We start from the raw sequence: 13,747 nt of genomic DNA on the forward strand, positions 1-13,747 counted from the left end.
CCCGGATCGTAGACCGCACCGGGCCGCCGCGCCGACGGTTCCGACCGCTCGCCCGGCTCAGCCCGCGGGCAGCGCGGCCAACTGCGACTCAAGGCGCTTGATGTCCGCCTCGGCCTGGGCGAGCCGGTCCCGGTTCTTGGCGACGACCGCCTCCGGGGCCTTGGCCATGAACGCCTCGTTGCCGAGCTTGCGGCTCGTCTGGTCGACCTCCTTGCGGGCGGCGGCGAGGTCCTTCTCCAGCCGCTTCCGCTCGGCCGCGACGTCGATCGCGCCGGCCGTGTCGAGCCGCACCGCGACGCCCTCCACCGGCAGCGACGCGGTCGCCGCGAACCCCTCGCCCGGGACGGTCAGCCGCAGCAGCGACCGGACGCCCTCCTCGTGCGCGGCGAGCGGCGAGCCGCCCCACTCCAGCGCCGCCGCGACCTTCTGGCCCGCCTTGAGGCCCTGGTCGGCGCGGAACCGGCGGACCTCGGTGACGAGCCGCTGCAGCGACTCGACCACGGCCTCCGCCGCTCGGTCGGCGCGGCCCGGCTCGGCGGTCGGCCACGGCGCGGTGACGATCGTCGCGCCGCCGGTCAGGGACGTCCACAGCTCCTCGGTGACGAACGGGATCACCGGGTGCAGCAGCCGCAGCAGCTTGTCGAGCACCTCGCCGAGGACGCGCCGCGTCGCCTCCGCCCGCTCGTCGGCGAGCTGCACCTTGGCCAGCTCGACGTACCAGTCGCAGACCTCGTCCCACGCGAAGTGGTAGAGCGCCTCGCACGCCTTCGCGAAGTCGTAGCCCTCAAGGTGCTCGTCGACCTCCGCGACGACCGACTGGAGCCGCGACAGGATCCAGGCGTCCACGGTCGACACCTCGTCCGGCATCTCGCCGCGGACGTGCGCGCCGTTGATGAGCGCGAACCGCGTCGCGTTCCACAGCTTGTTGCAGAAGTTCCGCGAGCCCTGCGCCCACTGCTCGGCGACCGGGACGTCCCCGCCCGGGTTCGCGCCGCGCAGCAGCGTGAACCGGGTCGCGTCGGCGCCGTACTCGTCGATCCAGTCGAGCGGGTCGATGACGTTCCCGAACGACTTGGACATCTTCTTGCCGAACTGGTCGCGGACCATCCCGTGCAGGGCGATCGTGCCGAACGGCTGGACGCCGTCCATCGCGTACAGCCCGAACATCATCATCCTGGCGACCCAGAAGAACAGGATGTCGTAGCCAGTGACCAGCACGGACGTCGGGTAGAAGCGCTTCAGGTCGGGCGTCTCGTCCGGCCAGCCGAGCGTCGAGAACGGCCACAGCGCGGACGAGAACCACGTGTCGAGGACGTCGGTGTCCTGCGTCCACCCGGCGGGCGGCTCCTCGTCCGGGCCGGGACAGGCGACCTCGCCGCCGGGCCCGTACCAGACCGGGATGCGGTGCCCCCACCAGAGCTGCCGGCTGATGCACCAGTCGTGCATGTTGTCGACCCACTCGAAGTAGCGGGACGCCATCTCCGGCGGGTGGATCTTCACGCGGCCGTCGCGGACGGCGTCGCCCGCGGCCCGCGCCAGCGACTCGACCTTCACGAACCACTGCAGCGACACGCGCGGCTCGACGACCGTCGCGCAGCGCTGGCAGTGCCCGACCGAGTGCTTGTACGGGCGGACCTCCGCGACGATCCGGCCCTGCTCGCGCAGCGCGGCGACGACCGCCGGGCGCGCCTCGAACCGGTCGAGGCCCTCGAACGGGCCGGACGCGGTGACGACGCCGCGCTCGTCCATGACCGACAGGGACGGCAGCGAGTGGCGGCGCCCGATCTCGAAGTCGTTGGGGTCGTGCGCGGGGGTCACCTTGACGGCGCCCGTCCCGAACTCGGGGTCGACGTGCTCGTCCGCGACGACCGGGATGCGGCGGCCGGTCAGCGGCAGCTCGATCTCGCGTCCGACCAGCTGCGCGTAGCGGGCGTCCTCCGGGTGGACGGCGACGGCGGTGTCGCCGAGCATCGTCTCCGCCCGCGTGGTCGCGACGACGATCTCGTCGTCGCCCGACCCGTACCGGATCGAGACCAGCTCGCCGTCGACGTCCTCGTGCTCGACCTCGATGTCGGACAGCGCGGTCAGGCAGCGCGGGCACCAGTTGATGATGCGCTCGGCGCGGTAGATGAGGCCGTCGTCGAACAGCCGCTTGAAGTTGGTGCGGACGGCGCGGGCGCGGGCGTCGTCCATCGTGAACGCCTCGCGCGTCCAGTCGACGCTGTCGCCAAGCCGCCGCATCTGGCCGAGGATCCGGCCGCCGGACTCCGCCTTCCACTGCCAGACCCGCTCGACGAACGCCTCGCGGCCGAGGTCGTGCCGCGAGACGCCGGCCTTGGCGAGCTCGCGCTCGACGACGTTCTGGGTGGCGATGCCCGCGTGGTCCATGCCGGGGACCCATACGGCCTCGTGGCCCTGCATCCGCCGCCGCCGGATCAACGTGTCCTGGATGGAGTGGTCGAGGGCATGCCCCATGTGCAGCGAGCCCGTGACGTTGGGCGGCGGGATCACGATGGAGAAGGCGGGACGCTCCGGCGCGCCCTGCGGGTCGGCGGTGAACAGCCCCTCCGATACCCACCGCTCGTAGAGCCGGCCCTCGACGTCGGCCGGTCGGTACTGGGTGGGCAGGTCGACGTCCGCTGCGGCCCCCTGGCCGCGCTCAGTGCTGGGCTGTGTCACGGCTGACGATTCTACGGGGGCCGGGGAGGTGGCGGCGCCCTCGCCGCCCCGGCCCGGGGACGCGGGTTCCCGCCGCGGTCGGGACACAGGTCACCTGACACCGGGTCGCCCCGCCGGAAAGGGTTGCGGGGAACACCCGAAACGGCGGCGCGGGAGGAGGGGGATGGGATGCGAGCGGCACTGGCACGCGCTGCCGTGCTGGCCGGCGCGTTCACCGCGGGGGCCGTGGCGGCACGTGCCGCGACCATCCCCCACCTCCGCCGCCTCACGTCCGACCTGCAGCGTTCCCGGGAGCGGATCCTCGCGAGCCGGGAGGAGGAGCGCCGCCGGCTGCGGCACGACCTGCACGACGGGCTCGGCCCGACGCTCGCCAGCCTCGCCATGTCGCTGGACGCCGCGCGCATCACCCTCGCCTGCGAGCCGGACCGGACGGACCCGCTGCTCGCCGACGTCCGCAACCGGCTCGCGTCGGCGGTCGGCGAGATCCGCGACCTGGCGCACGGGCTCCGCCCGCCCGCGCTGGACGACCTCGGCCTCGTCGCGGCGATCGAGTCGTTCGCCGACGGCTGCTGCGAGCGGGTGGACGTCCGGTTCGACGGCGCGCACCTGGAACTTCCCGCCGCCGTCGAGGTCGCGGCGTACCGCATCGCGCAGGAGGCGCTGACGAACGTCCGGCTGCACGCCCGGGACAGCACGGCGACCGTCCGGCTGCACCGGGACGTCGAGTTGCACCTGATGGTCGCCGACACCGGGCCCGGCCTCCCGGACGCCGCCCGCAACGGCGGCCAGCCCCGGCCGCGGCGCGGCATGGCGGCGATGAAGGAGTGGGCGGCGGAGGTCGGCGGGAGCTGCGCCATCACGTCCAGGACGGGCGGCGGAACGGTCGTCACCGCGCACCTTCCACTCACCCCGGCGGAGGTCGCAGCCGGGTACGATCGTCCCTTCACGGGGAAGGGACGGGTGTAGATGACGGAGATCATCCGTGTCCTCATCGCCGACGACCACCCGGTGTTCCGGCAGGGCCTGAAGGGGCTGCTGCAGGCGCTGGGCGTGGAGGTCGCGGGCGAGGCGGAGAACGGTCCGGAGGCGGTGAAGCTCGCCGCCGACCTGCAGCCGGACGTCGTCGTCATGGACCTGCACATGCCGGGCGGCAACGGCATCGAGGCCACCCGGACGATCACCCGGACCAGCCCGCGGATCGGCGTCCTCGTCCTCACGATGTTCCGCGACGACGACTCGGTGTTCGCGGCGATGCGCGCGGGCGCCCGCGGCTACCTGCTGAAGGAGTCCGGCGCCGAGGAGATCGCCCGCGCGGTGAAGGCGGTCGCCGCGGGCGAGGCGATCTACGGACCGGAGATCGCCCGCCGCGTCCTCACCTACTTCACCGACATGCCCGACCCGAGGCGGGCCGCGTTCCCCGAGCTGACCGACCGGGAGCGGGAGGTCCTCGAACTGATCGCGCAGGGCCGCAGCAACTCCGAGATCGCCGGGACGCTGTTCCTCAGCCAGAAGACCGTCCGCAACCACGTGTCGAACATCTTCATGAAGCTGCACGTCGCGGACCGCGCCCAGGCCATCGTCGTGGCACGCGAGGCGGGCCTCGGCGAATCCCGCGGCTGACCCCGGCCTCCGCCGGACGGCTCAGCCCGACGGCGCGGGCAGCCGAGGCTCCCGGTAGGCGGACGGCGTCCCGTCCGGCCCGAACTCAAGCCCCGCGAACCCCCGCGGGTACGTGTCGGGCTCGTAGAGGAACCGGAGCACGGTGCCGTCGGGGTCGGGAACGTCCAACGCGGCCCCGTAGGGCCCCCGGTGCTGGACGTCGCCGTGGGAGAAGCCGAGGCTCTGGCACCGCCCGATGATGGTGTTGAGCGCGTCGGCCGACTCGACCTTCAACGCCACGACCTCGGGCCCGGACAGATCCCCGGCGCAGTACCGCCGATCCCGCAACGAGACGTGCAGGTCGGCCTCGGGCTCCCATAACACGACCCCGCGCACGGCCCCGTCCTCGAAGAACTCGAACACGGGCACGAGATCGAGCAACCGCCGGTACCACTCCGTACTGGCCACCAGATCCGACACCGGAACCTTCACCTGTCGAATCTTCGCAATACCAACACCCATCCCCCCACGATCCCACGCCCCCCACCCCGCCGATCGGGATTCAGGACAAGAAATGATCATGGGACCGCTCCACCCCCGAACCGCGCCGACCAAATCACCGACCGTAACCGGCAGGGGGCGTGGGGGGCGTGGGGGGCGTGGGGGGCGGAGCCCCCCACATCGGGGGTTCCAGGAGGTCGTCCCCCTGGGCTGGCACAAGGTCGGCGCACCGCCTGCGCTTTCCGCAGGCACACCTCTCCCGCGCCGCCCTCGCACACCTCGCCTACGCGGACTTCTCCCGCGGCTCGCGCTTCGGGCGGTCGCGTGGGACGAGGGTCGGGTTGACGTGCTCCAGGACGGCCTCGCGGGTGATCACGACGCGGGCGACGTCCTGGCGGCTCGGGACCTCGTACATCACGGAGAGGAGGACCTCCTCCATGATGGCGCGCAGGCCGCGGGCGCCGGTGCCGCGCAGGATCGCCTGGTCGGCGATGGCCTCCAGGGCGTCGTCGGTGAACTCCAGGTCGACGCCGTCGAGCTCGAACAGCCGGTGGTACTGGCGGACGAGCGCGTTCTTCGGCTCGGTGAGGATGTTGATCAGGGCGTCGCGGTCCAGGTTGTGGACGGACGTGATCGACGGGAGCCGGCCGATGAACTCCGGGATCATGCCGAACTTCAGCAGGTCCTCGGGCATGACGTCGCCGAGCACGGCGGAGCCGTCCTCGAAGTCGGACTTGGAGCGGATCTGCGCGCCGAAGCCCATGCCCTGCTTGCCGACCCGGGACTCGACGATCTTCTCGAGGCCGGCGAACGCGCCGCCGCAGATGAACAGCACGTTCGTGGTGTCGATCTGGATGAACTCCTGGTGCGGGTGCTTGCGGCCGCCCTGCGGCGGGACGCTCGCGGTGGTCCCCTCCAGGATCTTCAGCAGCGCCTGCTGGACGCCCTCGCCGGACACGTCCCGGGTGATCGACGGGTTCTCGCTCTTGCGGGCGATCTTGTCGACCTCGTCGATGTAGATGATCCCGGTCTCGGCCTTCTTGACGTCGTAGTCGGCGGCCTGGATCAGCTTGAGGAGGATGTTCTCGACATCCTCGCCGACGTAGCCCGCCTCCGTCAGGGCCGTGGCGTCCGCGATGGCGAACGGCACGTTGAGGAGCTTGGCGAGCGTCTGCGCGAGCAGCGTCTTCCCGGATCCGGTGGGGCCGAGCAGCAGGATGTTCGACTTGCCCAGCTCGACCGCGTCGTCGCGGCCGCTGTCACCGGACTGGATGCGCTTGTAGTGGTTGTAGACGGCGACGGACAGCGCCTTCTTCGCCGTCTCCTGCCCGATCACGTAGGAGTCGAGGAACTCGTAGATCTCCCGCGGCTTGGGCAGGTTGTCCCACTTGAGGTCGGAGGTCTCGGAGAGCTCCTCCTCGATGATCTCGTTACAGAGATCGATGCACTCGTCGCAGATGTACACGCCCGGACCCGCGATGAGCTTCTTGACCTGCTTCTGGCTCTTCCCGCAGAACGAGCACTTGAGCAGGTCACCACCGTCGCCGATGCGTGCCACCCAACTGTCTCCTTTTCGTGGGGCCGTCCGCTGTGGAGAATGCGGCGCAGCTCGGTTGCGTCCCGAAGGCTCTCGACGTTGGATTCGACGTTACCGCCTCCAACGGTGTTGGAAAGCCCCTCGCCCGGAAGTGTGACGCCCGGGCTGGGGGTCTCCCACGTCCTCAGTGTCGTCTCAGGACGACACTACCTCGGCCTTGCGCTTCCTGCTGGCGAAGACGTCGTCGATGAGACCGTAGTCCTTCGCCTCGTCCGCCGTGAGGATCTTGTCGCGCTCGATGTCCTTGCGGACCTGGTCGATGCTCTTGCCGCTGTGCTCGGCCAGGATGCTCTCCAGCAGCTCCCGGATGCGCAGGATCTCGCGCGCCTGGATCTCGATGTCGCTGGACTGGCCGTAGGTGCCCTCGGTCGCGGGCTGGTGGATCAGGATCCGCGAGTTGGGCAGCGCGGCCCGCTTGCCGGGCGTCCCGGCGGCGAGCAGCACCGCGGCGGCGGACGCGGCCTGGCCGATGCAGACCGTCTGGATGTCGGGCTTGACGAACTGCATCGTGTCGTAGATGGCCGTCATCGCCGTGAACGAGCCGCCGGGCGAGTTGATGTAGATGCTGATGTCGCGGTCGGGGTCGATCGACTCCAGCGTGATCAGCTGCGCCATCACGTCGTTGGCGGACGCGTCGTCGATCTGCACGCCGAGGAAGATGATGCGCTCCTCGAACAGCTTGTTGTACGGGTTCATCTCCTTGACGCCGTACGTGGTGCGCTCGACGAACGACGGGATGATGTACCGGTTGTCGACCGGCATCGGGGAGCCGCCCGCGTGGACGCCGGGACGGACCAGATCACTGAAGCCGGGGCGGTAGAGGTCGCTCACTGTGTGCCTCCGAAATGTAGTGAGGTCGTCAGGAGACGGGGCCCTCGGAGGGCACCTGGGTTGCGCTGAGCACGACGTGGTCGACGAACCCGTAGTCCTTGGCCTCGTCGGCGGTGAACCAGCGGTCGCGGTCGGAGTCGCGCTCGATCTGGTCGAGCGCCTGTCCGGTGTGCTCGGCGATCTTCTCGGCGAGCGTGCGCTTGACGTACAGCATCTGCTCCGCCTGGATCTTGATGTCGGAGGCGGTGCCGCCGATGCCGCCGGACGGCTGGTGCATCATGATGCGCGCGTGCGGCAGGGCGTAGCGCTTGCCGTGCGTCCCCGCGCACAGCAGGAACTGCCCCATCGACGCGGCGAGGCCCATGCCGACCGTGACGATGTCGTTCGGGACGTACTGCATGATGTCGTAGATCGCCATGCCGGCGGTGACGGAGCCACCTGGCGAGTTGATGTAGAGCGTGATGTCGCGGCGCCCGTCCTCGGCCGACAGCAGCAGCAGCTCGGCGCAGATGCGGTTGGCGATGTCGTCGTCGACCTGCTGGCCGAGGAAGACGATCCGCTCGCGCAGGAGCCGCTGGAAGAGCTGGTCGCCGAGCGGCAACAGGGGCGCCTCGGCGACCCGCGCCTGGATCCGCGACGAGTCGTCGAAAGTCGGAGGCATGCTCACCGGGTGTTCCTCCGGTCCTTTTAATCGGTTCGGATGATTGGACATTAACGCGCGCACGGGCCCGCTTAAGCCCGTGAGGCCGCCTTTTCGCCAGGGGCGTACCCGGGCGCCACCGGGCGTGTCACGGAATACGCGAGACCCTCGCGAACGCGGCATACCCGGAGAGGGCGCGTCCCACCCGGACGGGACCCGCATACGGAGGACGCCCCGCACCCTGGCGGGGGGTGCGGGGCGTCCAGCCGGCGCCCGATGCCGCGGAAGACCGCGGGGGGCGGCTCAGGACTCCTTGGTCTCGGCGTCCTTCTCGTCCTTCTCGTCGGCGGCGGCGTCGGCGTCGGCCTTGGCCTCGGGGGCGGCCTCCGCCGTCTCCTCCGCCGTCTCCTCCGCCGTCTCCGGGGCGTCCTCGGCCTCGGCGCCCTCAGCCTGCTCAGCCGACTCGGCCTGCTCCGTCTCGCCGTTCAGCTCGCGCTGGACGGCCTCGACGTCGATGACGTTGCCCGACTCGTCCTTCACGGTGACGTGCTCGACGACGAGGTTCAGCGCCTTGCTGCGCAGCACCTCCGACACGATCGCCGGGATCTGGTTGTTCTGCGTGAGGTACTCGGCGAGCTGCTGCGGCTGCACGCCCATCTGCATGGCCTGCGTGAAGACGTACTCGGACAGCTCCTCGTTCTCGACGCCCAGCTCCTCCTGGACGGCGAGCTGGTCGAGGACGAAGCCGCCCTTCACCGCGAGCCGGGCCGCCTCGGCGACGTCGTTGTCGAACTCCTCCTCGGACTTCTCCTCGTCCTTGAGGTACTCCTCCTTGGTCATGCCCGACATCTGGAGCTGCTGTTCGAGCTGCTGGTTGCGGCGGCTGATCTCCTCGTCCACGACCTTCTCGGGCAGCGGGACGTCGATCTTCTCGAGCAGCGCCTCGAGGGCCTTGTCGCGCGCCTCGGAGAGCTGCTGCAGCTTCACCTGCCGGCCGAGCCGCGTGCGGACGTCCTCGCGCAGCTCCTCGATCGTGTCGAACTCGCTCGCGAGCTGGGCGAACTCGTCGTCCAGGTCGGGCAGGTTCTTGATCTTGACGCTCTGCACGGTGACGGTGATCTCCGCCTCCTCGCCGGCGCGCTCGCCGCCGACCAGGGTGCCGGTGAAGGTCTTGTCCTCGCCCGCGGCGAGGCCGGTCAGCGCCTCGTCCAGGCCCTCGACGGCGGAGCCGCTGCCGACCTCGTAGGAGAAGCCGGAGGTGGAGGCGTCCTCGACCTCCTCTCCGTCGATGCGCGCGACGAGGTCGATGGTGGCGAAGTCGCCCTCCTCGGCGGCGCGCTCGGCGGTGGTCAGCGACGCGAACCGCTCCCGCAGGTTGTCGATGGTCTCCTGGACCTGCTCGTCGGTCACCTCGGCGTCGTCGACGACGACCTCAAGGTCGTCGTAGTCGGGGACCTCGAACTTCGGACGGATGTCGACCTCGGCGGTGAAGGCGAACTGGGTGCCGTCCTCCAGCGCGGTCACCTCGACGTCGGGCTGCCCGAGCACGAAGATCTCGGTCTCCTCGACAGCGCGGCCGTACAGGTCGGGAAGCGCGTCGTTGACGGCCTCCTGCAGGACCGCCCCCCGGCCGACGTACTTGTCGATCAGCGGGGCGGGGACCTTGCCGGGCCGGAAGCCCTTGATCCGCACCTGCTGAGAGATCTCCTTGTACGCCTTGTCGAGGTTCGGCTTGAGCTCGTCGAACGGAACCTCGACGGTGAGCTTGACCCGCGTGGGGGTCAGCTCCTCGACATCGGTCTTCACTGGGGTCGGTCTCCTTGATCGGGCGCTGCTTCGGCCGCGGCGTCGACACGTGCTGTTCATGCTGCCTGCGAGGCCCTCGGCCTGCACGCGGACGGCCCTCGTCGGTCGGCCCGCCCGTGTCGTCCAACGGCCGGTCAGTCTCTCAGCGGCGCGGGCACGCCGAATACGGCTCCGCGCCTTCGCGCGGCCAAGTCTATGGGGTAGCGGCGCGGTGTGCGGACATCGGACGCCCGCGAAACCGGCGAATCCGCGTCAGCGATCCCGTACGGGCAGTGACATCACGCATGGGAAGGCCCATACTCGTCCGGGATGAACGGGATAGCCGCGGCCTTCAGTGCGACCGGTCTCTACTACCTCGGGTTCGCCGTCTTCAAGCTCGCGGCGGACCGGATGCCCCCGCTCCGGGGCAACCGGATCCCGCACATGGCCTGGACGATCCTCACCAACTGGATCTTCCTGATCGCGCTGGCGTTCGTGCTCGGCGGGCTCGGCCTGCAGATCCTCGCGCTCGGCGGGCTGCCGCTGTCGTCCGCCGTCCCGATCTTCATGTCCGGCGCGGTCCCGCTGCTGCTGATCGCGCTCGTGTTCTTCGGCGAGCGGCTGACGGCGCGCGAGTGGCTGAGCGTGGTGCTGATCGGCGGGGCGATCCTGCTGCTCACCGCCTCGCTGAGCGGGGACGACCCGATCCGCTCGGCGGACGCGCCGCTGTGGAAGATCGCGGTCGTGGTCGCCCCGGCGGTGCTGGTGCCGGTGCTGATCCTCGTCCTCGGCGACCACCGGCCGGACGGCCGGCACGCGCGCCCGGTGACGGGCATCGCCTACGGGCTGGGCTCGGGCTTCCCGGTCGGCACCGCGGAGCTGGTGATCAAGGGGTGGAGCGACGACCCGCACGCCACGAGCGTCCGGATCGCGGCGACGCCGTGGCCCTACCTGACGGTGGTCGCGGCGGCGATCGGGTTCGGGATCATGGTCATGGCGTTCCAGCGCTGCCGGGTGTCGGTCGTGGCGACCGTGATGACGGTGGCCGCGAAGACGTACCTGCTGACGATGGGGACGTTCATGTACGCCGAGCCGTGGCCCCAGGACGTGGCGCACTCCGCGATGCGGCTGGGCGCGCTCGTGCTGGGCGCGGTCGCGGTCGCGCAGTTCCCCCGGCACCGTCCGATCGCTGACGAGCCGCGCGAGGCGTCCGGTGACACGCTGCCCGAAAGGGACCCGTTCGGCGGCGATCTCGCCACGGCGCCGTCGCCCCGCACGCCGGCCCGCAACGACGGGCGGCCTCGGCTGCCGCAGCCGCGCCAACCGCTCGGGCAGGGGCCGTACGACCGGGCGGAGCCGCCGCGGCGTCCCGTCCAGCCGCGGACCCCGACCGAGACCGGGTCGGACGGCCGCTGGCGCGGCTTCGGCGGCTGACGAACACCCCGGTCGGAACGTCGGCCGGGTGTCCGTCAGCCGCTTCGCGAACCGGTCGGGTCAGCGACCCTTGCGGCCGTCGCCGGGGAGGCCCTTGTCGAGGCCCGCCCGGCGCAGCGCGTCGGCCATGGCGCCGCCGCCGGAGGAGCCGCCGCTCCCCTGGCCGTCGCGCCCGCGCCGCTGCCCGCCGCCCTGCCCGCCGCCCTGCCCGCCGCGCCCGCCCTGGCCACCTTGGCCACCGCGCGCACCGCCCTGGCCACCGCGTGCGCCGCCGCCTTGGCCGCCGCGTCCGCCGCCCTGGCCGCCGCGCTGGTTCTGGCCGCCGCGGTTCTGACGCGCGCCGCCACCCTGCTGACCACCCTGCTGCCCCTGCTGGCCACCCTGGCGCCCGCCGCCCCGGCGGTTGTCCTGGCGGTCGCGGCCGGGCTCGTCGTCCAGGCGGAGCGTGAGCGAGATGCGCTTGCGCTGCAGGTCGACGTCCAGCACCTTCACCCGGACGATGTCGCCCGGTTTCACGACCTCACGGGGATCGGACACGAACTTGTCGGACATCGCGGAGATGTGGACGAGCCCGTCCTGGTGGACGCCGACGTCCACGAACGCGCCGAACGCGGCGACGTTGGTGACGACCCCCTCCAGGATCATGCCGGGCTCCAGGTCGCCGAGCTTGTCGACGCCCTCCTTGAACGTGGCCGTCTTGAACGCCGGACGCGGGTCGCGCCCCGGCTTCTCCAGCTCGGCGAGGATGTCGGTGACGGTCGGCAGCCCGAACGTGTCGTCCACGAAGTCGGACGGCCTGAGCGAGCGCAGCGCGGCGGAGTTGCCGATGAGCGCCTTGATGTCGGCGCCGGCCGCGTCCAGGATCCGCCGGACGACCGGGTACGCCTCCGGGTGCACGCTGGACGCGTCGAGCGGGTCGTCCCCGCCGGGGATGCGCAGGAACCCGGCGCACTGCTCGAACGCCTTCGGGCCGAGCCGCGGGACGTCCTTCAGCCCGCCCCGGCTGCGGAACGGCCCGTTCGCGTCGCGGTGCGCGACGATGTTCTCCGCGAGCCCCTCCCCGATCCCGGACACGCGGGTGAGCAGCGGCGCGGACGCGGTGTTGACGTCCACCCCGACGGCGTTCACGCAGTCCTCGACGACGGCGTCGAGCGAGCGCGACAGCTTCACCTCGGAGATGTCGTGCTGGTACTGCCCGACCCCGATCGACTTCGGGTCGATCTTGACGAGCTCGGCGAGCGGGTCCTGGAGGCGGCGGGCGATGGAGACGGCACCGCGCAGCGACACGTCCATGCCGGGCAGCTCGCGGCCCGCGTACTCCGACGCCGAGTACACCGACGCGCCCGCCTCCGACACCATGATCTTGGTGAGCTTGAGGTCGGGGTGCCGGGCGATCAGGTCGGCGGCGAGCTTGTCGGTCTCCCTGGACGCGGTGCCGTTGCCGATGGAGACCAGGTCGACGTTGTGCTCGCGGGACAGGCGGGCGAGCGTCTCGATCGACTCGTCCCACTTCTTGCGCGGCTCGTGCGGGTAGATGGTGTCGGTGGCGACGACCTTGCCGGTGGCGTCCACGACGGCGACCTTCACGCCGGTGCGCAGGCCCGGGTCGAGGCCCATGGTGGAGCGGGTCCCGGCGGGCGCGGCGAGCAGCAGGTCGCGCAGGTTGGCGGCGAACACGCGGACGGCCTCGTCCTCGGCCTCCTGGCGCAGCCGGGCGCGCAGGTCGATGCCGAGGTGGACGAGGATCCGGGTGCGCCACGCCCAGCGGACGGCGTCGTTCAGCCACCTGTCGGCCGGCCGCCCCTGGTCGGTGATCTCGAACCGGCGCGCGATCTCGGCCTCGTAGGAGCTGCGGGCGGCCGGGGCGTCGTCCGGCTCGTCCTCCGGCTCCAGGTCGAGGTCGAGCACCTCCTCCTTCTCGCCGCGGAACAGCGCGAGGACGCGGTGCGACGGCAGCTTCGCGAACGGCTCGGCGAACTCGAAGTAGTCGGCGAACTTCGCGCCCGCCTCCTCCTTGCCCTCGCGGACGCGGGAGACCATCCGGCCCCGGTTCCACATGCGCTCGCGCAGCGCGCCGATGAGGTCGGCGTCCTCGGCGAAGCGCTCGACGAGGACGGCGCGGGCGCCCTCCAGCGCGGCGGCCGCGTCGGCGACGCCCTTGTCGGCGTCCACGTAGCCCGCGGCGGCGGCCTCCGGGTCGTTGGACGGGTCGTCCAGCAGCAGGTCGGCGAGCGGTTCGAGCCCGGCCTCGCGGGCGATCTGCGCCTTGGTGCGGCGCTTCGGCTTGTACGGGAGGTAGATGTCCTCCAGCCGGGCCTTGGAGTCGGCCGCCATGATCTGGGCCTTGAGCTCGTCGGTGAGCTTGCCCTGCGACTCGATCGACTCCAGGATCGCGCCGCGCCGCTCGTCCAGCTCGCGCAGGTAGCGCAGCCGCTCCTCCAGCGCGCGGAGCTGCGCGTCGTCGAGCGCGCCCGTCGCCTCCTTGCGGTAGCGGGCGATGAACGGGACGGTCGCCCCGCCGTCGAGCAGGTCCACCGCGACCCGCACCTGGCCCTCGCGGACGCCGATCTCCTCGGCGATCCGCTGGGTGACGGGCCGCGGGCCCTCGTGTCCGGTGGACGTCTGGCTGATGGTCGCTGTCACAGCTTGGTTCGCTTTCTCCCCTGGATGTCGCCGTTGCA

General features: G+C 71.3%; 10 protein-coding genes. 3 read left to right on the forward strand and 7 right to left on the reverse strand.

From position 1 onward, the window contains the following. Nucleotides 1-57: 57 nt before the first annotated feature. On the reverse strand, nt 58-2,679 hold the full coding sequence (locus FXF68_RS00185) for a valine--tRNA ligase (RefSeq protein WP_148756799.1): 2,622 nt from the start codon (nt 2,677-2,679) through the stop codon (nt 58-60). 168 nt (nt 2,680-2,847) lie between these two features. On the opposite strand from FXF68_RS00185, the gene FXF68_RS00190 reads away from it, so the two are divergent. After that, nucleotides 2,848-3,645, forward strand: coding sequence for a sensor histidine kinase (locus FXF68_RS00190; protein ID WP_148756800.1), 798 nt, complete (start codon nt 2,848-2,850; stop codon nt 3,643-3,645). Continuing rightward, nucleotides 3,646-4,299, forward strand: coding sequence for a response regulator transcription factor (locus FXF68_RS00195; RefSeq protein WP_067903948.1), 654 nt, complete (start codon nt 3,646-3,648; stop codon nt 4,297-4,299). Between the two features lie 21 nt (nt 4,300-4,320). Here the strand turns inward: FXF68_RS00195 and FXF68_RS00200 are convergent, their stop codons facing one another. The 5 genes from FXF68_RS00200 to tig all read right to left on the reverse strand — a co-directional run bounded on the left by FXF68_RS00200 (nt 4,321) and on the right by tig (nt 9,653). Then, the gene (locus FXF68_RS00200; protein WP_342787085.1) at nt 4,321-4,860 is read right to left on the reverse strand and encodes a VOC family protein; all 540 of its coding nucleotides are present in this window, start codon (nt 4,858-4,860) and stop codon (nt 4,321-4,323) included. Nucleotides 4,861-5,062: 202 nt separating this feature from the next. Then, nucleotides 5,063-6,337: an ATP-dependent Clp protease ATP-binding subunit ClpX gene (gene clpX, locus FXF68_RS00205; RefSeq protein ID WP_148756802.1), complete on the reverse strand. Its 1,275-nt coding sequence runs from the start codon at nt 6,335-6,337 to the stop codon at nt 5,063-5,065. Between the two features lie 174 nt (nt 6,338-6,511). Then, entirely contained in the window at nt 6,512-7,138 is a 627-nt protein-coding gene (locus tag FXF68_RS00210) for an ATP-dependent Clp protease proteolytic subunit (RefSeq protein ID WP_148758104.1), read from the reverse strand. A gap of 97 nt (nt 7,139-7,235) precedes the next feature. Beyond that, on the reverse strand, nt 7,236-7,868 hold the full coding sequence (locus FXF68_RS00215) for a ClpP family protease (protein WP_148758105.1): 633 nt from the start codon (nt 7,866-7,868) through the stop codon (nt 7,236-7,238). Nucleotides 7,869-8,150: 282 nt separating this feature from the next. Beyond that, entirely contained in the window at nt 8,151-9,653 is a 1,503-nt protein-coding gene (gene tig, locus FXF68_RS00220; RefSeq protein ID WP_148756803.1) for a trigger factor, read from the reverse strand. Nucleotides 9,654-9,962: 309 nt separating this feature from the next. On the opposite strand from tig, the gene FXF68_RS00225 reads away from it, so the two are divergent. Continuing rightward, the gene (locus FXF68_RS00225; protein ID WP_148756804.1) at nt 9,963-11,066 is read left to right on the forward strand and encodes a DMT family transporter; all 1,104 of its coding nucleotides are present in this window, start codon (nt 9,963-9,965) and stop codon (nt 11,064-11,066) included. A gap of 60 nt (nt 11,067-11,126) precedes the next feature. Here FXF68_RS00225 and FXF68_RS00230 read toward each other — a convergent pair whose 3' ends face one another. Beyond that, nucleotides 11,127-13,709, reverse strand: a complete 2,583-nt coding sequence (locus FXF68_RS00230) for a Tex family protein (protein ID WP_246178034.1) — start codon at nt 13,707-13,709, stop codon at nt 11,127-11,129. Between the last annotated feature and the right edge of the window lie 38 nt (nt 13,710-13,747).

This window comes from Actinomadura decatromicini, assembly GCF_008121305.1.
GTDB lineage: Bacteria > Actinomycetota > Actinomycetes > Streptosporangiales > Streptosporangiaceae > Spirillospora > Spirillospora syzygii.